This window comes from Bradyrhizobium erythrophlei, assembly GCF_900129425.1.
GTDB classification, from domain to species: Bacteria; Pseudomonadota; Alphaproteobacteria; order Rhizobiales; family Xanthobacteraceae; genus Bradyrhizobium; species Bradyrhizobium erythrophlei_C.
Map to the genome: position 1 here is coordinate 5,030,028 of NZ_LT670817.1, position 23,111 is coordinate 5,053,138.

A 23,111-nucleotide genomic window follows, 5' to 3' on the forward strand; every position below is an offset into this window, starting at 1 on the left:
GCTGTCAGTACTTCTTCGGCTCCGGAACAACGATATCCCGCACAAGGCCCGAGCCGATGAGCCCTGCGAGGTTGCCGGTCAGGTCGAAATTCGGATCGTCGGCAAGGGCAGCTTCGGCCGCCTCGCCGAGCGGCCAGCCTGCGGCGAGCGCGAGCAGGAATGCTGCGCCACCCGGCGGCAGCGCGCGGACTTCTACTTCGAGATACGGGCGAGAGACGAGCGCGTCCTCGCCGCGCCAATTCTCGATTGGCGCAAGCTCCTGCTCGCCGCTGCTCATCGCCCAGATCGTGACGATCGGATATGGGGAGCGAACGATTTCGGTCGAGGGGTGCATACCGACGCGGATACCCCCGACAGCATGGGTATTGAGCGCCGCAAAGTGGCCCGCGCCGACGGGCGTGGCGTCGGCCGCATGATAGGAGCGTGTGCGCGCGGCCTCGAGCCGCGCCACGTCTGCAAGATAGGGTAGTTCACGCGCCGGTTCGAACGCGGCGATGAAAGCGGGAAATACGTCGCCATAAGTTGCGAGTTGAGGCGAGCGCGGCGGCTGCTCCTTCATGAAGACCAGCGCCATCGCTGCAAAGAATTCTTCACCTACGATCTTCTCGACCATGGGGAAACGGCTCTTGAGCGCTTTCCCCAAGCCCACCACCACATTGTTGCGATACACGGCAAAGCGCCGCGTAGGAACTGCTGCATTATGAGCGGTTATGCCGAAAGGAACCGGTCGATCGGCGTTTAGCAGCGCATCCGCAAAGGATGTCTCGAACCGTGCGAGCATGGCCCCTCTCTTGCTGCCGACGCGCATGAAGCATCAGAAAGAATATCCTGCGCCGTGACCGCTTCTGCGCGCAGCGTCGGCCAATCGGGAACGTCGTTATCCCACTCGATCAAGGTCGGAAGCGCGCCGGCGCGGGCGATGACATGCGCGTAGAGCGTCCAGACCGCTTCCGCAATCGGGGATGCGTGAGTGTCGATCAACAGCGGGGCACCGACGTCGTCCACTTCCTCGTCATGCCCGCCGAGATGGATTTCCTTCACCTGATCGAACGGAAACGAGTCCAGATATGTTAGAGGCTGCGTACCGTGGTTTTTCGCCGACACGAAGACGTTGTTGATGTCGAGCAGCAATCCGCATCCGGTTCGCTTCGATACCTCGGTGAGGAAGTCGACCTCCGGGATCGTGCTTTCGGAAAAACGAATGTAGGTAGATGGATTTTCTAGCAGCATCTCGCGTCCGAGCGCCGTCTGCACCTCGTCGATATGCTCGGCGACCCGCGCCAGCGTCTGCTGCGTATAGGGAAGCGGCAGAAGGTCATTTAAGTAGACATCGTTATGCGACGACCAGGCGAGATGCTCCGAGAAACTCTCCGGCGCGTAACGTTCGCACAGCAATTTGAGCCGCATGAGATGGTCGCGATTGAGCGGCTCCATCGAGCCAATCGAAAGTCCGACGCCATGCACCGACAACGCATAGCGTTCGCGCAATGCGCCGAGCTGCGCGTGCGGTGGTCCACCGGCGCCCATGTAGTTCTCCGCGTGTACCTCGAAGAATCCGAGCGGCTGCGGAGCGGCCAGGATGTCACGAAAATGCGCGGGCTTGAAGCCGACGCCGGTACAGGCGGGTAGATTCGGAACGATGGACATATGTACGTTCCAGCTTTGCGTGTTGCCGCAAAAGAGGCGCACGTAGGACGGCGTGCGCCTCTTTTTAGCTCAGGATTTGATTGGCTCGAGCGAGCCCGTGCCCTTCGGTGTCTTGATCGTCGTGCAAGTCCCTTTCGCTACATACTTCCAGGCGTTGCCCTGGTAGTCGGCACTCGCGGTGCCAGCGCAGGTAGTACCGGCGCCAGCCGCGCAGTCGTTGTCACCCTTCATTGCGATGCCGTAGCATTTGTCCATGGTGGGTTGCGGCGGCTTCGGCCCTGCGAATGCCGGGGCAGCGATCATAGTGAGCGCGGCGGCGAAGGAGCCGGCGATTGTGGCGTTGGCGATAACGTTCTTGGAATTCATGGGAGTTTCCTTTCCCGGTAACATCAGGCGTTGCGGATCGACGACGTAGACGCAGCTTTCACCATCGGCTTGCCGAAGAACGATGGCGGGGCTCGCAGCAATCCCAGCGTGGACGTTACGCACGTCGCGCTGTTACATTACCGACCCCCGCCCTCACAATCCTGTGATCGGGGCGGAATCTTACGATAACCATCGGATCTATTACGATACCGCTTTCGCTGCGCCGCACGCTAACACTGATGGCTGACTTTGCGGATCTACTTGGCTTTCATTGCATTCGTCGCTTCCCAATCCTCTCCCGGCGGCGATTTGAGATACTGGCTGCATCGTCCGAGCACAATGCGCGCGGGTTGGTCTGACGGCCGCGCCTCCAGAACCTGCTGGAACAGGCTTCCGGCAGCGGCGAAATTGCGCGTGCGATAGGCGGCCAGGCCGGCTTCGTACAGCGCCACCCAAGCTGGAGGCATGGCTCCGCGTTCGGCCATATCAAGCAGTTCGTAAATTGAAATTCCGCCCGCCCGTCCATAGACCATCAGCCGGTCCAGTTCGCGTACCTGTATGTTATCGCCGGCAAGGCGGCGCGTTTCCTCTCCGATGATGATTTCGGTGCCATATTCCTTGTTCGCGCCTTCAAGCCGGCTCGCGACATTTACAGCATCGCCGATCACCGTGTAATTAAGTCGGAATTCCGATCCGATATTGCCGACAAGCATGTCGCCGGAATTGATGCCGATGCGCACTCTGAGCGACCGGCCGCTGTCATCGGTCAGTTCCGACGCCCGAAGGGCACGCTGGCAAGCGAGCGCCGCTCGGCAGGCGTCGATAGCGTGATCGGCATTTGCCGTGGGTGCGCCCCAGAACGCCATCACCGCATCGCCGATGAATTTATCGATCGTGCCGCCGTGACTGCTGACCTCGCGCGACATGGTATCGAGATAGCTGGAAAGGAGCGGGATGATCTGATCGCCCAGCCGTTCAGACAGCCCGGTAAAGCCGGCAATATCCGCGAACAAAACCGTCAGGTTTTGGATCGAGCCGCCGGGACTTGGTTCGATACCCTCGCTGACCAGTGTCTTCACGAGATCCGCGGGTATGTATTTCCGAAATGCGGCAAGCCCGCCGGCCATGTCGGCGATGGCATTCGACAGATTTTCAATTTCAATCAGGCGCGAGGCGTGCCGCCGCACCTTTTCGAGATCGAAGCGCGCGACGTGTTTGACCTCGTCGACGACCATGATCAACGGCGTGGCGATAACGCGTCGAGCAAGCCACGCCGAAACAATGCCGGCGGCAACAATCAGAATTGCAAGCCCAATGAGCAATTGTCGTATCGTCCTTTCAATCGGACCGAGAAACTCCGCTTCCGGAATGACGGTCGCAAGCGTCCATCCGGGAAAGGCGAGCGGCGTCAAACTTACCGCATAGGCATTTCCGGCGGCGACCAGCCTCACCTGGCTCGCAATCTTTTTGTCGCTCTCGTAAGAGCTCCCGGCCTGTTTCATCGCGCCTTGCGCGATCGGCAATAACGGCTGATCCGACCGCTGCATATTGACCTCGTCGGCATCCGGATCCGGTGCGGCGATGGTCGTCCCATCGCGCCCCAGGATGAACGCCGCGCCGGATTTTCCGACCGAGAGGTGTGAGAGAAACTGAGCGAACCGCGTATATTCGATAATAATTGCGAGAACGCCCTGGCGTTTCTGGTACACGTCGACCGGACCGGCATATGCGATCGACGGACGCGATCCCACCGGGTGAAGCAATACATTGAACCAGCGCGGTTCGTCAGTTTGCATTCCGCTCCGGTACCATTCCTGATCGGTGACGACGTAATCTGTATTTTCGAATCGGCGTTTCTCGAATTGGATGTCTCCGACCACAACCCCATATTGGTCGATCCGGCGTTTGATCGCGCCGTCGACGGGCGCGATTTCCATCATTTCCAGTCCCAGATCACCGAGCTTATGCGCGGCAAAAAATGCTCCGTCCGGCCAGCCGAACGCGACCCACGATATGTTTGGCTGCGACTGTAGTTGCGATAGAAATACGAACTCGCGTTTGTCCGCTTCGCGTGTCTCAAGGACGTGCTGAACAAATAACGTCCGGATCGCGGTATGCGCCGCGCGCGCTTCGGTGGTGATGGTGGTGAGTTCCTTTTCGACCGTAGAAACGATCTGCCCGTTGATGGTGTCTGCAAGCGCGTGGCTGTTCGCTTCCGCTGTCCGCCACCACAGGATGTGGACGCCGATTGCGCTCACCATGATCGATGTGAGGACGAGACCGGAAATTGCGAGGCGAATGCCAATTCGCATGAGCGGTGGAACCTCCTGCTGCATGTATCGAGAAAAGCGCCATCGATGTAAAGCAAAAGCAAATGTCTTAGCTTCGGCGATGCTTGCGTTAGCGAAGATTGGCCAACCACGAGGCCGCCTGGACGATTTGACTTGACGTTTCCATCGGCAACGTCGACGGCATGCGGTTATCCGCGAGTAAGACGCCTGGCCCAGCTATTTCGGAATCATTTTCTGATGCGTGATGAGGTCATTGAATGAAATCGCGCCACTTCCGCTTTTGGCACTTTTCCGACATGGCGGCGGTGTCTGGCGATGTCTGCTGTTAGAGGCAAAGCAGAAAACATCTGCTCTTGGCGAGTATTTCGCAGTTTGACCCCTTGGCGGACCTATCCAAGGTTCTGCTCGCGCATTATGTGGGCGGCGAGTCGAGGTAAACATAAAGAGCCGCGATCTTGCCGTCCCGTGCGATGATGAAATCCACACCGGTGTACGCGGCCGTTTCGCCTTTCGGCCCCGAGCCCCACGCCAGGCGTCCCGAATTGTGCAGAACCTGCGGCGAGCCATGGGGCGTATAAACATAGTGTGGATGCGTCGCTCGGAGATCGCCGGCGAACTTGTCCAGTGCGTCGTGACCGACGAAAGTGCCGGGCGGCGCGTACAGCACACAGTCCTCGGTATAAAGTTCCTGAATTGCGCTCCTTCGGCGGGCCGGATCGCCTTCACCGAATACTTCCGGAAGATTGCGGTTGAGCAGCGTCTCGATAGCACTCACATCTACGCCCACCGATGGCGGGACCCTATTCTTGCAGGCATGCTGGCTCATCGGAGCACTCCCTGTCTGTGGGGCGATGATATGGTTGCTGGCTCAACCGGCGAAACAGAAATAATTGAAAGTCATCGTTTCAGTTTTTTGGTGTGGGGCGATGGCTTGCCGCGCTCCCTATAGGACCAAATTTGAAACGCCCCGCGCAGCCGATGCAGTCGCAGCCATCGGCAGTATTATGCAATCCATCCCAAGACACGAGGGCACTTGGTGATACGCCGGCTTCAATTGATTTGCGCATCAGCGCGAACCGGGAAAACAATCCTACTTTCTCTTCCCGCGCCAGCTCGGAAATGATGGCCTCCATGCTCGAATAGTAAGGAGCCAGACTTCAGTCTTGCAGCGGTGCGAGGCAACCGGGCTCCCAACGAGAGATTTCGGTTCACAGCCAGGCAGGCCTCGGCAGGTGTTCCGCTGAACTGTTCAGAAAGCGCAAGTTCAAACGATGCGACGAGTATCGCCGCACCGAGCCAGACAATTCTGACGCCGCCATAGAGTAACTTACCCGAAGACGGGCGCCAAAATAACTCCGTGTGCGTCCAACCGAATTGTGTGCTACCATAAGATGTTGGCTGGAACTCGATCAGTAATGGACTGGGGACCTTGGGGTCCCTGCGCGCCCAGGTAGTACGCGCTCCGGAATGCGGCCAAAAGCCTTCAGCCTTTACTTCTTGATATGGATTATGGCCAGATCTCAAGGGTAATCGGAACGAAAATCAATTTCCATACTTTGAAATACCGGGCATTCGGTTGAAGCGGCCCTACTTCCTCTAACCAGCATAAACGACGGTGGATGACATCGGTGAAATTGTAGTTTCAAGAGGCTTATAGGCGGGCAGCAGCGATGAGTTGTGCAAACGCAAAGAATGAGAGACTTCTGATATTTGATGAAAACAATCGACAGCACGCCAAGGCAGAGGGAAGGATCATCATCGCCAAACGTCTGGTGTTTCACGTTGGCGGCTATGATCCAATTACGCCCGCTGGGAGCGCACGACGGCGCTTCGTGCGTGAGCTAGCCAGGTTCGAACGGACCTGGTCGGTAGAGGCTTCGATAGGCGCGCTGCAGGAAACTCCCACTCAAGCCAAATGGAGCGTTATTACACGGGGTCCAAATTGGTGTGTTGAATCGGATTATCGCCTTATTCGCTGGGACGACGTCATCGAAAAGTTTAGTGGTCAATCGATTTGGCGCCGCATTCCCTTTGGCATAATTGCCTTGATTGATTTCATTTGGGCCGGTGCGCTCCGTGGTTACCTCCGCACAAATTGGCATTACGCGATATTCTTTCTCTATCCTTTCGTTATGTTCGGGTTCTTTATTGCGGCTGCCTGTGTCGCGGGGGCTTACGCATTCCATAGCAGCGATTCCATCGTACTCGCCGCCGCGGCTTGTCTATGCGTGTTGTCGGCCTTGCTGCTCGGTCCTTGGCGCTGGCTGCGTCTGGATACACTTTTCGATGACTGGATCTTCGCCCGCGATTATGTCCGGAGCGGCAATTCAAACATCGAAAAAAGGTTGGACAGCATAGCGCGGGAGATAATTGTTGCAGCGCGCAATTCGGGTGCAGACGAGATTCTTTTGATCGGTCATAGTCTCGGCGCCGTTCTGGCCGTGGATCTTCTCGACCGTGCGTTGAAACTGAATCACGCGCTTGGTGCGACGGGGACGCCGATAACTTTCCTGTCGATCGGATCTTCGATACTTAAAATCGGGCTGCATGGCGCAGCCAGCCGTTTTCGAGCCGCGGTGGAACACGTGGGCCGAGCTCTCGGCATCTTCTGGGGTGATTGTCAGGCTCGGATCGACATCATGAATTTTTACAACATAGACCCGATGGCCGAAATGTCCCTGCCGAGCAAGTACGGTCCTGTTATAAGGTTGGTAGAATTCGGTCGAATGTTGCAGCACGACGTATATCGGCGCATTCGCTTGAAGTTCTATCGTTTGCATTGTCAGTTCATCAGTGGAAATGACAAGAGAGCATCATATGACTACTTCATGCTGGTGTGCGGACCCATTTCCGCCAGATATCAAATCCTGGCCCCGGACGGCGCTCTTTCGGTAATTGGAGAGGACGGCTCTCTTAAAGCCGACATCCCTGGGCACAGAGCGAGCGTGTCATCCGAACGGACGCCACAAACCTACAGACTATGACCCCGGCGATATCGAAATTCGTATTCGTTGTGCTCGCCGTCGGCTGGTATCTCATCCGCTACGAACATGCGCGGCATTCTCGTCGCGAAACAATTGTACGCAGCGCCCGAGGTCCTCGTGAGACCGTGTTGTTGCTCATTTCGCTTACCGGCCTGGGTATCGTTCCCTTCACTTACATTGTGACGGGCATCCCTCATTTCGCAGCCTATACCTTTCATCCTTTACAAGCCTGGCTTGGCACTTTTTGCGCAGCTGCGTCGCTGGTCATGTTTCGACTGACGCATCGAGCCCTCGGGCGCAACTGGTCGGTAAGCCTCGATGTGCGTAAGGGACATCAATTGATCACCGACGGGATCTACCGAAAAATTCGACACCCGATGTATTCCGCCTTCTGGCTTTGGGCTATTGGCCAGGCGCTATTGCTGCCAAATTGGGTGGCGGGATTCGCTGGAATTGTCGGTTTTGGGTCTCTCTTTTTTGGACGGATTGCTGAAGAAGAACGAATGATGCTGGAGGCCTTTGGAGACCGCTATCTCGAATATATGGCGCGCACCCACCGCGTCATCCCGCGAATATTTTAAATGCGAGCAGAATTCATTCCTATTGGCGTTGTCTTTTTGCAACACCGCGCTGGAAAATACTCAACTGCTCCGAGTTTCATTGCGCCTTAACGGGTGTCAAGTTAGCTTTAAGGGCACCGTTTGCACTCAGGAGATCACAATGTTGAAATTCCTAGTCGTCGGAATCGCGTCCCTGGCTCTGGTCGGTTCTGCCGTTGCCGCAGACCTTCCCCATCCCCAGCCGGTCTATCAGCAACCAGCAGTTGGGAAGATGCCGGTCGGAAAATATCCTGTTGGAAAATATCCGGTCGGGAAAGCCCCAGCCCCAGCCCCGCTAATTACCAAAGGTTAAGTTAGCCAGAAAGCGTAAGTTAGCCAGGCCCATCCTGCGACTCCACTGTTGGGGTCGCGGGAAGTGGCTGGCAACTCCGAAAAATAACTCCTTTCATGACGACGGGGGCGGACTTGGCAGTGCCAATTTGGAAAGTCGGAAGCCTGCATTACATAGCGGTTGTTTTTTTCCTTGCGGCTCTCGGAAGTGGCAGCAGCAACGCGCAACAGGTTGCATCGCAAACCGATCACCAAGCTTTGCAAGACGGCGCTAAATCGCGCAATCAATCACGAAAGCCCAGCCTTGCTACGGCTGTAGCCTCAGCCGACTCGCTATCGGCGAGAGAGGTGAAACCAGTCCGACATAGCCAATCTGCGGTTATCAAAGGACCCTATTACGTGGATTTTCGGGCGCGGACGGCGGCGAGCTATGGCCACGCTTTCGTCTGGTACGGGAAGACCAGCGAGAAAAAGGTGGAAGTTGCGGGCCTGCACCCAGCCGGCGATACCACGCCTTACATCCTTGGACACCTCATGTGGGTGCCATCGGAAACGGGAGCGAGCTATGGCGATTTGGACGTTCAATATCTAACCGCGAGCTATCGCGTGTATTTGAGCGAGCCGGATGCGCAAAAGGTTTTCGCCCATATCAAGCACCTGCAGGCGACTTCGCCGCTTTGGAACGCGGAAACAACCAACTGTACCGCTTTTATCGGACAGATAGCGACCTTCATGGGGTTGAAGGTGCCCTTTCATCTAAAGAAGCCCGAGGACTACGTAAACGAGCTTAAAGCGTTGAATGGCGGCCGCCAAACGGTACAGCTCGCTTCGGATCATTAGCATGTCCGGTCCACTTCACGTAGTACGGAAGAGAGATTGACGACATCGACGCCAGCACCAGCGTCAGGAAGGCGAGATTGGACGTAAAGCGTTGATGCCGCGTCCAGTCTGCTCGCCAATCGCCAAAGCCGCGCTCCAAAATATCGGCATTCTTCGCTGGCCTCCCCCACGGACATGAGATCGCGTAGCGTCGGGTCCATAAAGCGGCTGAGCTCGCTGGAGCGAGCCCACGATTAAGTCATCCAGCCATGCTGATAGATGGGATCACCGCGGCATCTATGATGCACCCCGGCGCAGCCTGCTACAAAGCCGAAGCAGCCGTTCGATCGCAGAGCTTAGGGCCCAGTGATCCCGTGTCCGATCGCATTCGCAACGTCGCTGAGCCCGAACGGTACCATCAACGCGGCGGCGTTCAGTGAATTCGTGATTCTCGCCGTCAATCCCGGAATGAACGGAGAAACCGCGTGGTTCCGAAGTTAAGTGGTATCTTGCTGTCAATCGCCTTGATCTGCGGCTTCGCGCCGGTATCTCAAGCCCTCGACTATCCCAACAAATATGTTCGAATCATCATTCCGTTCCCGCCGGGAGGAGGATCGGATGCGCAAGCCAGGACGCTTGCCCTCGAGTTGAGCAAGATGTGGAATCAGCAGGTCATTGTGGAGAACAAGCCGGGAGCCGGCACGACGATCGGCGCCGCCTATGTCGCCAATGCTGCTCCCGATGGCTACACGCTTTATTTGAACAGCGTCGGGCACACCGTCACGCCCAGCCTGTACAAGAATTTGAGGTATGATCCCGTCAAGAGCTGCACGCCGATTTCGATGTTGTCGAAGTCGCCGTTCATACTGCTCGTCAATCCGTCGTTGGGCGCGAACTCGATGGCAGATTTGCTCGCGCTGGCCCGCAGTAAGCCGGGTAAGTTGAACTACGGCACGACGGGCATCGGAGGGGGACCTCATCTGGCTGCTCAAATGATGGTCGCTGCAGCCAAAATCGATGCACAGCACGTTCCCTTCAATGGTTCGGCACCGCTGTTGACAGCTCTGCTCGAGAACGTCGTTGATTTCGGTTTTGGCGATCCGGCGGCATTGCCGTCAATTCGGGCTGGAAGCTTAAAGGCGTTGGGCGTGACCAGCCTTGAACGTTCGCCAATCCTTCCGGATGTGCCGACATTCGATGAGACGATTAAAAAGGACTTCGACATGGCGAACTGGAACTCGATTCTCGCGCCCGCCAATACGCCGCCTGAGATCGTCAAGTTCATCAACGACTCAATCGCCAGGGCGCTGAAATCGCCCGACCTCGTGAGGGTTTTCGAAGCCCAGGGCTTTGAGCCGGTGTCGAGCAGTCCGGAGGAACTGCGCAGCTTTATGGTCTCGGAGATCAAGAAATATCACGACGTGTTGGAAGTAGCGGGGGTCAAGCCACAATAGCAAGAATGGAGGGCTGCCAATGAACGATGCCTACGGATTCACAGCCCGACAAACTCAAGTCAGACCTGACTGCGCCGTTCCAACAAGAACGAAACAATCTGCCCAAACTTGAATCCGGAAGTTTGCTGCTCAAACGGCGCCAGCGCGGAGCCAACCTTGGCGCCGCACTGTTCGCCGGCGGCGCAGTCGATCATTTGATCGGATCAAGGGTCTGTGGAATCGCCCGGTTCAGCTCTTCTATCCCGGCGCGATCTCCGATCGATTCCAGATCGCCGTTCTCCAGATAGTTGCTTCTCTTCTTCGGATCGCGTGTCCGTTCCGGATCGTCGCTCTTTCGAAACTCGCCTATCGTCGCCCGACCGCTTCTCATCGCTGCCCATCGTGGTCTCCGTGGGGTTGCCGAGAATCATGCTGGATCGCGTAATACTACCACACGAAAGCCGCCCCGGGAGGCTTGGCTATGCGGGAAGAATTCTGAAGGGCGAGATGCCTGCTGATCTACCGGTCGAACAGCCCACCAGGTTCGAGAGGGTGATCAATCTCAAAGCGACCAATGCCTTGGGTCTCACCGTGCCGCCGAAGCTGATATTCACGGCCGACGAGGTGATCGAATAAGGATGGTGTTTGTTGCGGCGCTAATGATCGCGGACATGGGTTGTCGCTTATCCCTGCGATGTCCGCTCGCTGACCGGATTTGAGCGGAAGTCGTCGGTACACGCCCAACCCGACGCGTTTGACCCATCTCGGACGTTAGGGTGGTCGTGATCTGGCGGCGCCGCAATTGCCTTGACCTAGATCAACGTCTCTCCGACCAGGGCGGATATCCGTTCACTAGGAAGGGGTTGCCGAATATGGCCAAGGCGTCCGAGGCGGGTGGCGGAAGGGCTTCGGAGGTCCGCAGAACCGGCACGTCGCTACGGACTGTGATCGTCGGACTGGGATTGGGGCTTTCCTTTCAGGCTTTTCCATCCATCGCTCAGACGCCTAGTCCGCCGCCCGACACGATGGAGGCGCGGGTCGAGGCGTGCACGCCCTGCCATGGCAATAATGGTCAGGGAACCAGCGACGTCTACTTCCCGCGTCTTGCGGGCAAGCCCGCCGGCTATCTCTACAACCAGCTTGTCGCCTTCAAGAACGGCCGGCGCAAATACCCGCCGATGAACTATCTGCTCGAATTCCTCACCGACCCGTACCTCCAGGATATAGCCGATTATTTCGCGACCCAGCATCCGCCGTTGCCCGCGCCCGAGCTGACGAACGTTAGCCAGCAGGTCCTGGCGCAGGGAGAATCTCTCGTCATTAGCGGCGATGCCGCTCGCCAGATCCCGGCCTGCCGAAGCTGCCATGGACCGGCGCTCACCGGCATGGAGCCCGGAATTCCGGGATTGCTCGGTCTGCGTCCGAATTACATCAGCGCGCAGCTCGGCGCATTTCGCTACGGTACCCGGACGGCCAAGGCGCCAGACTGCATGCAGACCGTTGCAGCCCGCCTGACGGAAGCGGACGTGACGGCGGTCGCGGCGTGGCTCGCGAGCCGACCGGCGCCTGCGAATTCGCCTCCCGCGCCGAAAGGCACATATGCCCTGCCTTTCGCTTGCGGCAGCGAACCAGATTGAGGGGCACGATCATGAAATTCCGATCATGGCTCCTTGGGTTTCTCCTACTCTCGCTCCTTCCTGGTCCAGCCGCGCAGGCGCAAGAGAAGAGAGGTCCTGCCGGCGACAACATCGTCCAACGCGGCGAGTATCTCGCCCGCGCGGGCGATTGCATTGCCTGCCACACTCCGCCCGAGGGCCGCATCTTCGCGGGCGGGCGCGCGATGCCGACCCCTTTCGGGACACTCTACTCTTCCAACATCACGCCGGATGCCGAGACCGGGATCGGGAAGTGGAGCGCGGACGACTTCTACAGGACCATGCACAACGGCCGCTTTCCGGACGGCGGCCTCATCTATCCGGCGATGCCGTTCGCGTCCTACACAAAGGTCACGCGCGCCGACAGCGATGCGATCTTCGCTTACCTGAAGACAATCCCGCCCGTGAACCAGAAGAACCGACCGCAAGACCTGCGCTTTCCTTACGATAACCGCCAACTGCTTCTTGGCTGGCGCACGCTGTTCTTCACCGAAGGCGAGTACAAGCCGGAGCCCAACAAATCCGCGGACTGGAATCGAGGGGCCTATCTTGTCGAGGGGCTTGGCCATTGCGGGATGTGCCATACGCCGATCAACGCGCTCGGAGGGACCTCACAATCCGAAGCGTTCAAGGGCGGCCTGATCCCGATGCAGAATTGGTACGCGCCCTCGCTGACGTCCAACCGAGAAGGAGGGCTCGGCGACTGGAGCATCAAGGACATCACCGATCTCCTGAAAACCGGCATCTCGGCGCGAGGCGTCGTTTACGGCCCTATGGCGGAGGTCGTTTACAACAGCCTGCAATACCTTAATGACGACGACGTACGGGCCATGGCCGTGTACCTCAAGAGCATCGCCGAGCCATCCCCTCCCCCGCCACCTTCTTCGACGATTCCGAGCAGTGAAGGGAGCCTGCTGATCAGCCTTGGCAAGACCGTGTACGACGCGCGCTGCGCGACGTGCCATGGAGCGCTAGGCGAAGGCAAGCCGCCGCACTGGCCGCCTCTCGCGGGCAACCAATCGATCCAGATGGAATCGGCCGTCAACCCGATTCGGATGGTGCTCAATGGCGGCTATCCGCCGGCCACGGAGGGAGATCCGCGCCCCTACGGCATGCCGCCGTTCGCGGGTTTGTTGTCCGACAACGAGGTCGCCGCCGTGGTCAGCTACATCCGCACGGCTTGGGGCAATCGCGGCACTCCGGTGAGCGCCCGCGACGCAAACGAGCTGCGGTCCGCACCGCTGAATTAAGGTGGGCCATGATCAATTCGGAGCTTCCTGAAGAGACGAATCGAGACGACCGGGTCGATGGGATCGTCTCTGCGGGGCCGCACGGAGCGCTGACGCTCGCCGGCATCGCGACCGCGTGCGTGGTGGCCATCTGGCTCGCCTTCTACCTTTTCGTATTCCTGGCGCGAGGGGCGCTGCAATGACCAATCTGGATGCGCATCAGGATGCGGAGATCGCCGAGCGCAGCGAACGCCGCTGGGTGACTATTTCCGTGATCGTCATGATCGTGCTGCCGTTGATCGCGGCCTTTGCCGGGATCCGTCAGGCGACGATGCCGCAGGCGCGTGTCGAGACCACCGATCCGACGCGCCTGCATCTTTCCGGCGAATTCGTGGAGTCCAATCTCGGTACTGCGGTAGAACCAGATGGCGCGGTCACGGTGCGCGCCATCGGCCAGCAATATTCGTTCACGCCCTCCTGCATCCTGGTCCCGGCGCAGACCCCGGTCATGCTCCGCGCGACCAGCGCCGACGTGGTGCACGGGATTATCATCCTGGGCACCAACATCAATACCATGCTGTTGCCGGGCTATGTCTCTCAACAATTCATGCGCTTCGACAAGACGGGCGATTACCTCATGCCGTGCCAGGAATTCTGCAGCTTCGGACACGAAGGCATGTGGGGCAAGGTCAGGGTGATCGACAAGGCGGAATTCGCAGGCCGCGCGAAGAACGGCGGGAGGCTGAGCTGTGTTGGCGAATAAGAAGCTAATCCTTGCGCATTTCTGGCTCGCATTCGCGGTCTTCGGACTCGCGCTCTGCCTTGGCGCCTGGCAGATGTTCGTCCGCAGCCCGCTCTACACCTGGATCAGCGATCCGGAATGGTATTACCGGTCGCTCACCGCGCACGGCACGGTGATGGGCTACGTCTTTCCGACCCTGGTCGCCATGGGCTTCGGTTATGCGATCACCGAATCCGCGCTGGAACAGCGTCTCGTCGGCCTCCGCTGGGCATGGGCAGGATTTTGGCTCATCGTCGCCGGCTCGGTCATGGCGATGGTGCCCGTCGCGCTTGGTCGCGCTTCGGTGCTCTACACCTTCTATCCGCCGCTGATCGGCAACGCGTTCTACTATATCGGGGTCGTGCTGGTGGTGGTCGGCTCCTGGGTCTGGGTCGCTCTGATGTCGATCAACCTGCGCGTCTGGAAGCGCGCCCATCCGGGCGATCCCGTACCGCTCGCGATGTTCGCGAGCGTCGCCGGGTCCTATCTGTGGGCGTGGACGGCGGTCGGCGCGGCACTCGAATTGCTGCTGCAGATCATCCCGGTCGCGCTCGGATTGAAGGCGACCATCGACGCGGGGCTCGCGCGCGTCTTGTTCTCCTGGACGCTGCACGCCATCGTCTATTTCTGGCTGATACCGGCCTACATCGCCTTCTACGTCATCGTGCCGCGCGCGATCGGTGGGCGCCTCTTCAGCGACACGATGGCGCGTATCTCGTTCATCCTGTTCCTCGTCGTCTCCATGCCGATCGGCATTCACCACACCTTTGCCGACCCGCAGGTCGGAGCCGGATTCAAGTTCATCCATTCCGCCTTTACGGCGGCCGTCACGCTGCCGACCCTGTTCACAGTGTTCACGATCTGCGCTTCCGTCGAGATCGCCGGCCGCTTGCGCGGCGGCAGAGGACTGTTCGGCTGGATCGCTGCACTGCCCTGGAAGAACCCGATCATGCTCGCGGTCGCGTTCTCATTCATCATGCTCGGCTTCGGCGGGGCAGGCGGGATTATCAACATGAGCTACCAGCTCAACGCGTCGATCCACAACACCCAGTGGATCACCGGGCATTTCCACCTCATCTTCGGCGGCGCGGTCGTGATCATGTATTTCGCGCTCGCCTATGACCTGTGGCCCCATCTCACGGGCCGTTCGTTGCCGGACGCGCGGCTGGTCCGCACGCAACTTTGGCTCTGGTTCATCGGCATGATGGTGACCACGTTCCCGTGGCATTGGGTCGGCATCCTCGGCATGCCCCGCCGCATGGCCTATTTCGATTACACGGATCCCGCGCTGTCGCCGCAGGCGCTTCCCGTGGCGATCTCGGCGATCGGTGCTTTCATCGTGCTGACGTCCGGCCTCCTGTTCCTCTTCATCCTTGGGCGCGCGTACACGGCTTCCCGGACGGACGCGGGCCCATACCGATTCAGCCGGCCCATTCATGCCGTGAGGTCCGTGCCCCTCGCTCTCAACAGCTACGGGATCTGGGTTGCGCTGATGATCGGGCTCACGGTCACGAACTACGGCTTTCCTATCGCGGCGCTGGTGGCGCGTCAGGACACGTCCGTGCCGGCGATCTACGTGGGAGCACAATGATGAGCGCGCGCGAGCTCTTCTCGTTCCGCAATCCATACTTCAGCGTGAGCGTCGGCATCACGGCCGCCGTTTTCCTCTTGACGGCGCTCCTCGGCTTCATCGTGCTGCCCTACGCTCAGCCCGAACTCAAGTTCACGGACCTTTGGGATGCTATCTGCAGCGCCGCCGGCCTGCCGCGGCGGTCGCCTTCTTCCCCTGCGCCCAAACCGACGCATCCTTTGTCGGAAGTCGTCTTGACGCCGACGACGCTTGCGCATCCGAGCCAGGAGTCGATCGGCCGCGGTGCGACGCTCGCGCAACGCTGCGCGATCTGCCATGGCCCGACCGGCATCAGCCGCGCGGACTCGCCCAATCTGGCGGGCCAATATGTGGCTGTGATCTACAAGCAGTTGCTGGATTTCCGCTCGCGCGCGCGGACCAATGCCGTGATGTCGCCATTCGCCGCCAACCTGTCGGATCAGGACATTGCGGATCTCGCCGCCTATTACGCGTACCTGCCGCGCCTTCCCGCCTACCATCCCGAGCCGCAGCTTCCGAGGCCCCGCATCGTGATCAACGGCGCGCCGGTCCGCGGCATCGCGCCCTGCGGCTCCTGTCATGGCAGTCTGGACAACAAGACCGGCAGCCCGTGGCTGGAGGGACAATCGAAGGTTTACCTGAAGGAACAGCTTCAGGCATTCGCGTCTGGTCAGCGCACCAACGACATCAATCAGCAGATGCGCAACATCGCCCGCGCCCTGACGCCGCAGGAGATCGACGAGGCCGCCGCGTACTATGCCTCACAGCCGCCGGATATTGTGAAGGCAACCGACTGAGCGGCGTCGGTACTGGCGCGTCGCAGTCCAGGTGCGATCGTACACGCGCATGGTCGGCTTGGAGGCAGGCTAAGGTTCACCGGGGAGATTTCCCGAGTCTGGCACATCGCGTCAGTTAGTGCAGTGCAGCGACATGTCTGTAGTTGGGGGGTAGACTGGACGCTTCGATCCATCGCACCCGCCACGTTGAATTTTGTCGCCGCGGGGAGCTGCTGCTCACGACCGTCGCACCAGCCATGCGCGGCGCCTTTGCCCTCTGGACACGAGCCTGCTGTGTTGTCCAAAATCGCTGGGCACAGAGGAGCAACGCCGATGACGATTATCGATTCCCAGGTCCATGCCTATGAGGCGAACACGCCGAAGCGCCCCTGGCACAGTGTGCCGAACTGGCCCGACCACGTCACGGGTGACGAGATGGTCGCGGCGATGGACAAGGTCGGCGTCGACGGCGCGATCTTCATCTCCGCCTTTTCCATGTACCGCTACGACGCCAGCTATGCCGTGGAAGTGCAACGCGCCCATCCCGGCCGGCTCGCCATCGTCAAGCCGGTCGACCCGGACAATCCTGACGTGGCCGATGTCGTCGCCGACTGGAAGAATACGCCAGGCGCGGTCGGAATCCGCATCATGCTGACAAGGGAGAACAAGCGCGAGCCTGATGACCCGGGCCTCGACCGGATCGCACGCGCGGCCGTTCGTTACGATTTTCCGGTCAACATCCTGTGCTGGGACAATCTGGACGCGGGCACCGCGCTGATCGATCGCCATCCCGACACGCGATTCATCATCGACCATCTGGGCATCCTGCAGCCGCGCGTGCCGCCGGCGCCGCCGCAGCCCTGGACCGACCTTCCGAAGGTGCTGGAACTCGCCAGGCGTCCGAACGCGGTGATCAAGGTCAGCGGTGCCTGCACGCTGTCCCGGGAGCCGTATCCTTTCCCGGACATCTGGGATCCGCTTGCCCGCGTGTTCGATGCCTGGGGTTTCGATCGCTGCTTGTGGGGCACAGACTGGACGCGCGCGTTCGCCGTCGTCAACTACGAGCAGGCCGTGCAGCCATTCCTTGAGACTGTCCGCCTGAGCGACACAGAGCGGGCAATGCTGATGGGCGGTGCCTGCGCCAAGGCTTATGGTTGGTCACCGAAGAAAGGTTAGCACCGGCTCATAGAGTTCGCCTTCGCCATGCCGGCAATGCCTGACCGCAGAACCCGACGCGGGAGCCCGCGCTTACGGATCCGACCTGGTCTGAGGCACTCCATGCGCTATTTCTAGCTCGCCATCCGATTGCAATCTTACTATGATTTGACCCATGCAAAGGCATGATCCTTGCGAGGCCACATGCGGCGCCGCGATTTCATTGCTCTCATTGGCAGCGCAGCGGCTTCGTGGCCGCTCCCGGCGCGGGCGCAGCAGCGCAAGCGGGTGCGTCGTATCTCAGCGCTGAACGGTACGGCGCCGACCGGACCGAACCCGGCCTCCCATGCTGCTTTCCTGCGACGACTGGACGAACCTGGTTGGACCGATGGCCGCAATGGCCGGATTGAAATACGCCGGGCCAACAGCGACCTGGAGCTGATGCGGAGTTACGGCACGGAGCCGGCTGGCCCCTCGCCCGATGTATTTCTCGTCCACAGCAATCCGGCTTCACGGCTTCGACCCTGGAATGGGCGCAGGCCCTTGGCCAAGACGATCCCCGGCCAGATTAGCGGCATCAATCGCAGAGAGCAGCAAGGAGGAGAAGGCCATGACTAAAAAGCTTCCAAAGAAGGACAGATCAGCTGTCAAGGTCGCTGATTACATCGTCGAGCGCCTTGCCGCAGAAGGAATCGACCACTGCTTTGGCGTCGCCGGCGATTACGCGTTTCCAATTTGCGATGCGGTCGACAGCAGCACCAAGGTGAAGTGGATCGGCTGTGCCAACGAATTGAATGCGTCTTACGCCGCGGATGGCTATGCGCGCATCCGGGGCGCGGCGATGCTGGCAACGACCTATGGCGTCGGCGAGCTATCCGCCATCAACGGCGTGATGGGCGCCAAGGCGGAACGATCACTGGTCTTTCACGTCGTCGGAATGCCCTCCTATCAGAATCAGCGCTTGCACAAGATCGCCCATCACACCCTCGGCGACGGCGTCTACGGCAATTTCGTCGAACTGTCCGCCGGCGCCGCGTGCTGTCATGCGGTCATCAATCCGGAGAACTGCGTCGTCGAAATGGAGCGCGTTATCGCGGAGGCGCATCGCAACAATCAGCCTGCCTATATCGCAGTGCCCTCCGACTACGCGCAATCCCCGGTCGTGCCGGCTGACGTGAAGCCGATCGTGCCTGGATCAAACCAAGCCGCGTTACAAAAGGCGATGTCGATCATCGCAGAACGCATCAAAAAGGCGAAATCCATAGTCGCATTTGTCGCCTTCCCGATTTCGCGGCTCGGCTTGCAGAAGGAGGCAAAGAAGGCGATCGAAGCGCTGGGCTGTCCTTTCGTTACAACGCTCATGGAAAAATGCGTCATTGGTGAAGGTCATCCGCAATTTGCCGGCATGTATGTCGGCGCGGTGTCAGAGCCGAAAACGCGCCAAATCATCGAAGGCGCCGATCTGGTCCTCGATCTCGGCGGCGTCAATTTGAACGACATCACCACGGCAGCCTATTCCGGCCGACTCGATCTGTCGCGGTTTGTTACCGTCGGCCTCGACGACGTCAGGATCGGAGACAAGGTCATCGCCAATGTCCGGCTTGAGGACATTCTATCCGAGCTGGCCAAGCTCAAACCATCATCGGCGCCATACAAGGGAAAACCGCAGAAGCTCGCGCCGGTAAACGGCAAGGCGTCCGACAAGATCACGATGGCCGCGCTTTATCCGCGTTACGCGGCATTTCTGCGCGCCGGAGACACGGTCGTTCTCGAGACCGGTAGCTCGAGCCTCGGCGTGACACCAACGATCCTTCCGGATGGCGTGCGGGTGGAAGCGCAAGTTCTGTGGGGGTCGATCGGCTGGGCGACCCCGGCCGCCTTCGGCATCGCGCTTGCCGATCCGAGCCGGCGCACAATTCTGATCACTGGCGAAGGCTCGCATCAGCTGACTGCGAACGACATCGGCGCCATGGGACGGTTTGGAGCAAACGTCATCGTCTTCGTACTCAACAATAATGGCTACCTCATCGAGCGCGCGCTGGAGGAAAATCCGGACTGGACATACAACGACCTCGCGCCCTGGAACTATGCCGAATTGCCGAAGGCGCTGGGATGCGAAAATTGGTATACTGCGCGCGTTACCACGCTTGGCGAGCTCGACGAGGCAATGAAGGCCGCACGCGCCGGCAAAACCGGGGCGTATATCGAGATCATTGGCGGCAAAATGGATATGCCGCCGGCCCTCGCCTTCGCCCACGGCCAACTCAAGGCGATGTACGGCGACACGCCGTAATATTTACTCCCGAAACAACAGATGGCGAGAGCAGCCGTGCTTCCGCCATCTGCGAAGTCCGCAAAGTCTGCTTGTGACACGAAACAGACATGGCGGGGCGGCCTGACGATGTCTGTTATGGCGGGGCAGAACGGACATGCCGTTTCAGCGTGTGTCACCGGTTTTGCTCGCCCGCGCCGACAAGGTGATCGAGGAGTTTTCGCTACAGCCTCACTCATAAGGGAGAGAGCCATGCAATCTTCTTGGAAAATTGTGAGCGCAGGACTCGCGCTGAGCATCCCGGCACTGGCGTTTGCCCCCCTCGCTTCGGCCGGCCCGAAAGAGGATGTGGCGGCTTCGACCCTGGAATGGGCGCAGGCCCTTGGCCAAGACGATCCCGACAAGGTGTTGGCGCTCTACTCCGATGATGCCGTGCTCTGGGGAACGTTGTCGCCAAAGTTACGCGCCGATCGGGCGGCCTTGCGGGATTATTTCGCTACTGCCTTTAAGGTTCTTCCCGGCCTCAGGGTCGACTTCGGCGATCAGCTTATCCGCGTCTACGGCGATACCGCGGTGAACACCGGCTATTACACTTTTTCCTACATCAGGGATGGAGAGACAAGGATCTTCCCTGCGCGCTACAGCTTCACTTATGTCAAGAGCGGCGAGCATTGGCTGATCGTGGATCACCATTCCTCGGCGATGCCATCACCCCCGAGATAGCGAACACCCCTTCTATCTCGGGCTTGACGTCCGTATCCGGCACATCGCGGGTCGCGTATGGACGCGCCGGTCCATTGTTAATGTTGGGGATGGCCGCAAAGTGTTAGAGTCCGGGCATCGGATCATGCGTGTCCCTTGGAGGCCATGCGACGCCGGGATTTCGTCACCTTTGTTACGCGTGCGACTGCGGTGTGGCCGGGCATAGCGCTTGCGCAGCAATCGGCCGGCAAGGTGTGGCGTGTCGCATACTTCTACCCGGGCATGCGCGGCCCGTACAAGAAGATCGACGCGGCCTTAGGTGATGATCGAATGAGGTGAGTCCCTTCAGCATCCAAGAAGCCAAGGGAGGATGAGATGAGCCTTCGAACTCTCAGGCTCGACCGGATCGGCCGCTTGTCGGCTCTACTGATTGCCGCTGCCCTGCTCCTCGGGAGCCCGAGCTTCGCTCCAGCGCAAACGCAAGCAGAGCGGCTTCCGAAAGTCGGGTATCTCGGTTTCGGCGCCTCAGTTCCGCCAACTCATTTCCAAAACCGGATGAGGGAGCTCAGATATTCAGAAGGCAAGGAGGTCACGGTGGAATACCGCTTTGCCGGAGGACGTCCGGGGGAGCTCCCTCGCCTCGCCCGCGAACTCGTCGATGCGAAAGTCGATGTCATCATGGCTATCGGTGACGAGGCGATCGTGGCCGCCAAGGACGCTACACGCACCGTTCCGATCGTCATGGTCGCCTGCGATGCGGTCACCACCGGCTTCGTCGCCAGCCTTGCTCGTCCAGGCGGCAATCTCACGGGCGTGACTTGTATCACCTCCGAGCTCATGCCGAAGCGCATGGCGGTGTTCCGCGAGCTTCTGCCGTCTGCGTCCCGCCTCGTGGTCCTTTACAACCCAGAGAACGTCAGTAAGCCCCCCGAGGCGGCGCGCACTGTCGAACTCGCGAAACAGCTGGGTCTCGACGCCAAAGCCGTTCAGTTCCGCACGGCCGAAGACATTGAGCACGCCTTTTCCGCCTTTGCGGCCGATCGTCCCGATGGCCTCGTCGTCCTGACCGAACAGCGCTCGATTACCCACGCGAAGCTCTTGGGAGATCTTTCGCGCAGAGAGCGGCTCCCGGTCCTGCATTCCTTCAGCGAAGGTGTCCGCGCGGGCGGTCTGATCTCCTACGGTCCCCACTTTCCGGAGATGGTGTTGATGGCGACCAACTATGTCGCGAAAATCCTCAAAGGAGGGAAACCGGCCGAGCTGCCCGTCGAGCAGCCGACTCGGTTCGAACTGGTCATCAATCTGAAGACCGCCAAGGAAATCGGTCTGACGATCCCACCCTCCCTCCTCGCCCGCGCCGACGAGGTGATCGAATAGACGGCCATGTCCGTTCATGGCACGTTTGAGACATGCCAACCAACACGGAGATGGTCCGCTTATCGGGGAAGACCGGAAGTGACCGGCGAAGCCTGGTATGACGTGATTGATCGGAAACAGACATCAGGCTGGAAGTAATTTGGCATGTGCCGCTGCTTGCCGTAGCTCTGGCCAACGGCTCGACCTGGAATGCGTCGACGGGAGACAACCGATGCCTGAAACCGACCGGGAGTTTGCTGGTTCGATCCCGGAAAACTACGACCGCTATCTGGTCCCGTTGATATTCGAGAGCTTCGCCCAGGATATTGCCCAACGAGTGGCTGCGCTTTCGCCGCGTACCGTTCTGGAAACCGCTGCTGGCAGCGGCGTGGTCACGCGAGCATTGGCGCCCAGACTTTCGCCGGATGCCAGCTACGTCGTAACCGACCTCAATCAGCCGATGCTGGACTACGCCGCTATGCGACAGGCCGCCGACAATCGCATCAGCTGGCGCAAAGCAGACGCATTGGCGCTGCCGTTCGAAGATGCTGCTTTCGATCTCGTTTGTTGTCAGTTCGGTGTCATGTTTTTTCCCGACCGCCAATCGGGCTACCGTGAGGCAAAGCGGGTCCTCAAGCCGGGAGGCCATTTCCTGTTCAACGTATGGGATCGCATCGAGGAGAATGTGTTCGCCAACGATGTAACGAACGCGCTCGCGGAGCTATTTCCGGGCGATCCACCACGCTTTTTGGCTCGCACGCCGCATGGCTATCACGACCCCGCGCTGATCCAGAGTGAGCTGGAGAAGGCAGGCTTTTCGAGCGTGGCCATCGAGACCAGAGCCGGTCAGAGCCGCGCGCCCTCCCCGCGCCATCCTGCGGTTGCCTACTGCCAGGGAACTCCCCTTCGCAACGAAATCGAAGCCAGGGACGCCGACAAGCTCGAGGCCGCAACCAACCACGCCGCGTCAAGGATTGCGAACAGACATGGGAACGGCGAGGTTGCCGCAAAAATTCAGGCGCACGTCATCGTGGCTGTGGCCTAGGATCAGGTGAGCGGTGGCCAGTCGTGGCCGGACTTGCTGCTGGCTTGACCGGGTCGCGATTGACCCGACTGAGACATCGCAATGTTTCGGTTCAAGTGCAC

General features: G+C 59.6%; 24 protein-coding genes. 17 read left to right on the forward strand and 7 right to left on the reverse strand.

The window, feature by feature from the left end:
- Window positions 1-4: 4 nt before the first annotated feature.
- The 5 genes from B5527_RS24105 to B5527_RS24125 all read right to left on the reverse strand — a co-directional run bounded on the left by B5527_RS24105 (window position 5) and on the right by B5527_RS24125 (window position 5,130).
- Entirely contained in the window at window positions 5-808 is an 804-nt protein-coding gene (locus B5527_RS24105) for a DNA-binding domain-containing protein (protein WP_245332236.1), read from the reverse strand.
- A complete protein-coding gene (locus tag B5527_RS24110; protein WP_425305021.1) occupies window positions 739-1,647 on the reverse strand; it encodes a DUF692 domain-containing protein in 909 nt (302 codons plus the stop codon). Before B5527_RS24110 ends, B5527_RS24105 begins: the two co-directional genes overlap by 70 nt.
- Before the next feature lie 69 nt (window positions 1,648-1,716).
- The gene (locus B5527_RS24115) at window positions 1,717-2,013 is read right to left on the reverse strand and encodes a DUF2282 domain-containing protein (RefSeq protein ID WP_079607461.1); all 297 of its coding nucleotides are present in this window, start codon (window positions 2,011-2,013) and stop codon (window positions 1,717-1,719) included.
- A gap of 257 nt (window positions 2,014-2,270) precedes the next feature.
- Entirely contained in the window at window positions 2,271-4,325 is a 2,055-nt protein-coding gene (locus tag B5527_RS24120; RefSeq protein WP_245332237.1) for an adenylate/guanylate cyclase domain-containing protein, read from the reverse strand.
- Between the two features lie 391 nt (window positions 4,326-4,716).
- A complete protein-coding gene (locus B5527_RS24125) occupies window positions 4,717-5,130 on the reverse strand; it encodes a nuclear transport factor 2 family protein (protein WP_079603774.1) in 414 nt (137 codons plus the stop codon).
- 844 nt (window positions 5,131-5,974) lie between these two features.
- Between B5527_RS24125 and B5527_RS24130 the strand changes: the two genes are divergently transcribed.
- From B5527_RS24130 to B5527_RS24150, 4 genes are all read left to right on the forward strand, one after another.
- Window positions 5,975-7,288 (forward strand): hypothetical protein, encoded by a 1,314-nt coding sequence (locus B5527_RS24130; RefSeq protein WP_079603775.1) that lies wholly within the window; start codon window positions 5,975-5,977, stop codon window positions 7,286-7,288.
- Window positions 7,285-7,869 carry a protein-S-isoprenylcysteine O-methyltransferase gene (locus B5527_RS24135; RefSeq protein ID WP_079603776.1) on the forward strand — a complete coding sequence of 195 codons (585 nt, stop codon included), beginning with the start codon at window positions 7,285-7,287 and terminating at the stop codon, window positions 7,867-7,869. The genes B5527_RS24130 and B5527_RS24135 overlap by 4 nt, the downstream gene beginning before the upstream one ends.
- 567 nt (window positions 7,870-8,436) lie before the next feature.
- Window positions 8,437-9,018 carry a hypothetical protein gene (locus B5527_RS24145; protein WP_245332748.1) on the forward strand — a complete coding sequence of 194 codons (582 nt, stop codon included), beginning with the start codon at window positions 8,437-8,439 and terminating at the stop codon, window positions 9,016-9,018.
- A 464-nt stretch (window positions 9,019-9,482) separates the two neighbouring features.
- Window positions 9,483-10,451, forward strand: coding sequence for a Bug family tripartite tricarboxylate transporter substrate binding protein (locus B5527_RS24150; RefSeq protein WP_172842639.1), 969 nt, complete (start codon window positions 9,483-9,485; stop codon window positions 10,449-10,451).
- Between the two features lie 59 nt (window positions 10,452-10,510).
- Here B5527_RS24150 and B5527_RS47170 read toward each other — a convergent pair whose 3' ends face one another.
- Window positions 10,511-10,645: a hypothetical protein gene (locus tag B5527_RS47170; RefSeq protein ID WP_276329277.1), complete on the reverse strand. Its 135-nt coding sequence runs from the start codon at window positions 10,643-10,645 to the stop codon at window positions 10,511-10,513.
- A complete protein-coding gene (locus tag B5527_RS24155) occupies window positions 10,642-10,821 on the reverse strand; it encodes a hypothetical protein (protein ID WP_079603779.1) in 180 nt (59 codons plus the stop codon). Before B5527_RS24155 ends, B5527_RS47170 begins: the two co-directional genes overlap by 4 nt.
- Window positions 10,822-10,859: 38 nt before the next feature.
- Between B5527_RS24155 and B5527_RS44440 the strand changes: the two genes are divergently transcribed.
- The 13 genes from B5527_RS44440 (at window position 10,860) to B5527_RS24210 (ending at window position 23,010) form a co-directional block, all read left to right on the forward strand.
- A complete protein-coding gene (locus tag B5527_RS44440) occupies window positions 10,860-11,066 on the forward strand; it encodes an ABC transporter substrate binding protein (protein WP_154072493.1) in 207 nt (68 codons plus the stop codon).
- 236 nt (window positions 11,067-11,302) lie between these two features.
- Window positions 11,303-12,067, forward strand: coding sequence for a c-type cytochrome (locus B5527_RS24160; RefSeq protein ID WP_079603780.1), 765 nt, complete (start codon window positions 11,303-11,305; stop codon window positions 12,065-12,067).
- 11 nt (window positions 12,068-12,078) lie between these two features.
- A complete protein-coding gene (locus B5527_RS24165; protein ID WP_079603781.1) occupies window positions 12,079-13,335 on the forward strand; it encodes a c-type cytochrome in 1,257 nt (418 codons plus the stop codon).
- Between the two features lie 8 nt (window positions 13,336-13,343).
- Window positions 13,344-13,517 (forward strand): hypothetical protein, encoded by a 174-nt coding sequence (locus B5527_RS45450; protein ID WP_172842640.1) that lies wholly within the window; start codon window positions 13,344-13,346, stop codon window positions 13,515-13,517.
- Window positions 13,514-14,077 (forward strand): cytochrome C oxidase subunit II, encoded by a 564-nt coding sequence (locus B5527_RS24170; protein ID WP_079603782.1) that lies wholly within the window; start codon window positions 13,514-13,516, stop codon window positions 14,075-14,077. The genes B5527_RS45450 and B5527_RS24170 overlap by 4 nt, the downstream gene beginning before the upstream one ends.
- Window positions 14,064-15,686, forward strand: a complete 1,623-nt coding sequence (locus B5527_RS24175) for a b(o/a)3-type cytochrome-c oxidase subunit 1 (protein WP_079603783.1) — start codon at window positions 14,064-14,066, stop codon at window positions 15,684-15,686. The genes B5527_RS24170 and B5527_RS24175 overlap by 14 nt, the downstream gene beginning before the upstream one ends.
- Window positions 15,686-16,501, forward strand: a complete 816-nt coding sequence (locus B5527_RS24180; RefSeq protein ID WP_079603784.1) for a c-type cytochrome — start codon at window positions 15,686-15,688, stop codon at window positions 16,499-16,501. Before B5527_RS24175 ends, B5527_RS24180 begins: the two co-directional genes overlap by 1 nt.
- Before the next feature lie 312 nt (window positions 16,502-16,813).
- Window positions 16,814-17,656, forward strand: coding sequence for an amidohydrolase family protein (locus tag B5527_RS24185; protein ID WP_079603785.1), 843 nt, complete (start codon window positions 16,814-16,816; stop codon window positions 17,654-17,656).
- A gap of 183 nt (window positions 17,657-17,839) precedes the next feature.
- Entirely contained in the window at window positions 17,840-18,253 is a 414-nt protein-coding gene (locus tag B5527_RS24190) for a hypothetical protein (RefSeq protein ID WP_079603786.1), read from the forward strand.
- Window positions 18,246-19,928: an alpha-keto acid decarboxylase family protein gene (locus B5527_RS24195; protein ID WP_079603787.1), complete on the forward strand. Its 1,683-nt coding sequence runs from the start codon at window positions 18,246-18,248 to the stop codon at window positions 19,926-19,928. The genes B5527_RS24190 and B5527_RS24195 overlap by 8 nt, the downstream gene beginning before the upstream one ends.
- A 231-nt stretch (window positions 19,929-20,159) precedes the next feature.
- Window positions 20,160-20,630: an SgcJ/EcaC family oxidoreductase gene (locus B5527_RS24200; RefSeq protein WP_172842641.1), complete on the forward strand. Its 471-nt coding sequence runs from the start codon at window positions 20,160-20,162 to the stop codon at window positions 20,628-20,630.
- Window positions 20,631-20,984: 354 nt separating this feature from the next.
- Window positions 20,985-21,986, forward strand: a complete 1,002-nt coding sequence (locus B5527_RS24205) for an ABC transporter substrate-binding protein (protein ID WP_079603789.1) — start codon at window positions 20,985-20,987, stop codon at window positions 21,984-21,986.
- Window positions 21,987-22,197: 211 nt separating this feature from the next.
- Window positions 22,198-23,010 (forward strand): class I SAM-dependent methyltransferase, encoded by an 813-nt coding sequence (locus B5527_RS24210; protein ID WP_079603790.1) that lies wholly within the window; start codon window positions 22,198-22,200, stop codon window positions 23,008-23,010.
- The last annotated feature ends 101 nt before the right edge of the window (window positions 23,011-23,111 follow it).

Coding starts and splice junctions, on each gene's coding strand:
- B5527_RS24115 (WP_079607461.1), bottom strand. CDS start 2,013: ATGAATTCCAAGAACGTTATCGCCAACGCCACAATCGCCGGCTCCTTC.
- B5527_RS24110 (WP_425305021.1), bottom strand. CDS start 1,647: ATGTCCATCGTTCCGAATCTACCCGCCTGTACCGGCGTCGGCTTCAAG.
- B5527_RS24130 (WP_079603775.1), top strand. CDS start 5,975: ATGAGTTGTGCAAACGCAAAGAATGAGAGACTTCTGATATTTGATGAA.
- B5527_RS24185 (WP_079603785.1), top strand. CDS start 16,814: ATGACGATTATCGATTCCCAGGTCCATGCCTATGAGGCGAACACGCCG.
- B5527_RS24165 (WP_079603781.1), top strand. CDS start 12,079: ATGAAATTCCGATCATGGCTCCTTGGGTTTCTCCTACTCTCGCTCCTT.
- B5527_RS24125 (WP_079603774.1), bottom strand. CDS start 5,130: ATGAGCCAGCATGCCTGCAAGAATAGGGTCCCGCCATCGGTGGGCGTA.
- B5527_RS24105 (WP_245332236.1), bottom strand. CDS start 808: ATGCGCGTCGGCAGCAAGAGAGGGGCCATGCTCGCACGGTTCGAGACA.
- B5527_RS24170 (WP_079603782.1), top strand. CDS start 13,514: ATGACCAATCTGGATGCGCATCAGGATGCGGAGATCGCCGAGCGCAGC.
- B5527_RS47170 (WP_276329277.1), bottom strand. CDS start 10,645: ATGATCGACTGCGCCGCCGGCGAACAGTGCGGCGCCAAGGTTGGCTCC.
- B5527_RS24190 (WP_079603786.1), top strand. CDS start 17,840: ATGCGGCGCCGCGATTTCATTGCTCTCATTGGCAGCGCAGCGGCTTCG.
- B5527_RS45450 (WP_172842640.1), top strand. CDS start 13,344: ATGATCAATTCGGAGCTTCCTGAAGAGACGAATCGAGACGACCGGGTC.
- B5527_RS24210 (WP_079603790.1), top strand. CDS start 22,198: ATGCCTGAAACCGACCGGGAGTTTGCTGGTTCGATCCCGGAAAACTAC.
- B5527_RS44440 (WP_154072493.1), top strand. CDS start 10,860: ATGCTGGATCGCGTAATACTACCACACGAAAGCCGCCCCGGGAGGCTT.
- B5527_RS24135 (WP_079603776.1), top strand. CDS start 7,285: ATGACCCCGGCGATATCGAAATTCGTATTCGTTGTGCTCGCCGTCGGC.
- B5527_RS24160 (WP_079603780.1), top strand. CDS start 11,303: ATGGCCAAGGCGTCCGAGGCGGGTGGCGGAAGGGCTTCGGAGGTCCGC.
- B5527_RS24195 (WP_079603787.1), top strand. CDS start 18,246: ATGACTAAAAAGCTTCCAAAGAAGGACAGATCAGCTGTCAAGGTCGCT.
- B5527_RS24180 (WP_079603784.1), top strand. CDS start 15,686: ATGAGCGCGCGCGAGCTCTTCTCGTTCCGCAATCCATACTTCAGCGTG.
- B5527_RS24200 (WP_172842641.1), top strand. CDS start 20,160: ATGCAATCTTCTTGGAAAATTGTGAGCGCAGGACTCGCGCTGAGCATC.
- B5527_RS24205 (WP_079603789.1), top strand. CDS start 20,985: ATGAGCCTTCGAACTCTCAGGCTCGACCGGATCGGCCGCTTGTCGGCT.
- B5527_RS24120 (WP_245332237.1), bottom strand. CDS start 4,325: ATGCGAATTGGCATTCGCCTCGCAATTTCCGGTCTCGTCCTCACATCG.
- B5527_RS24155 (WP_079603779.1), bottom strand. CDS start 10,821: ATGAGAAGCGGTCGGGCGACGATAGGCGAGTTTCGAAAGAGCGACGAT.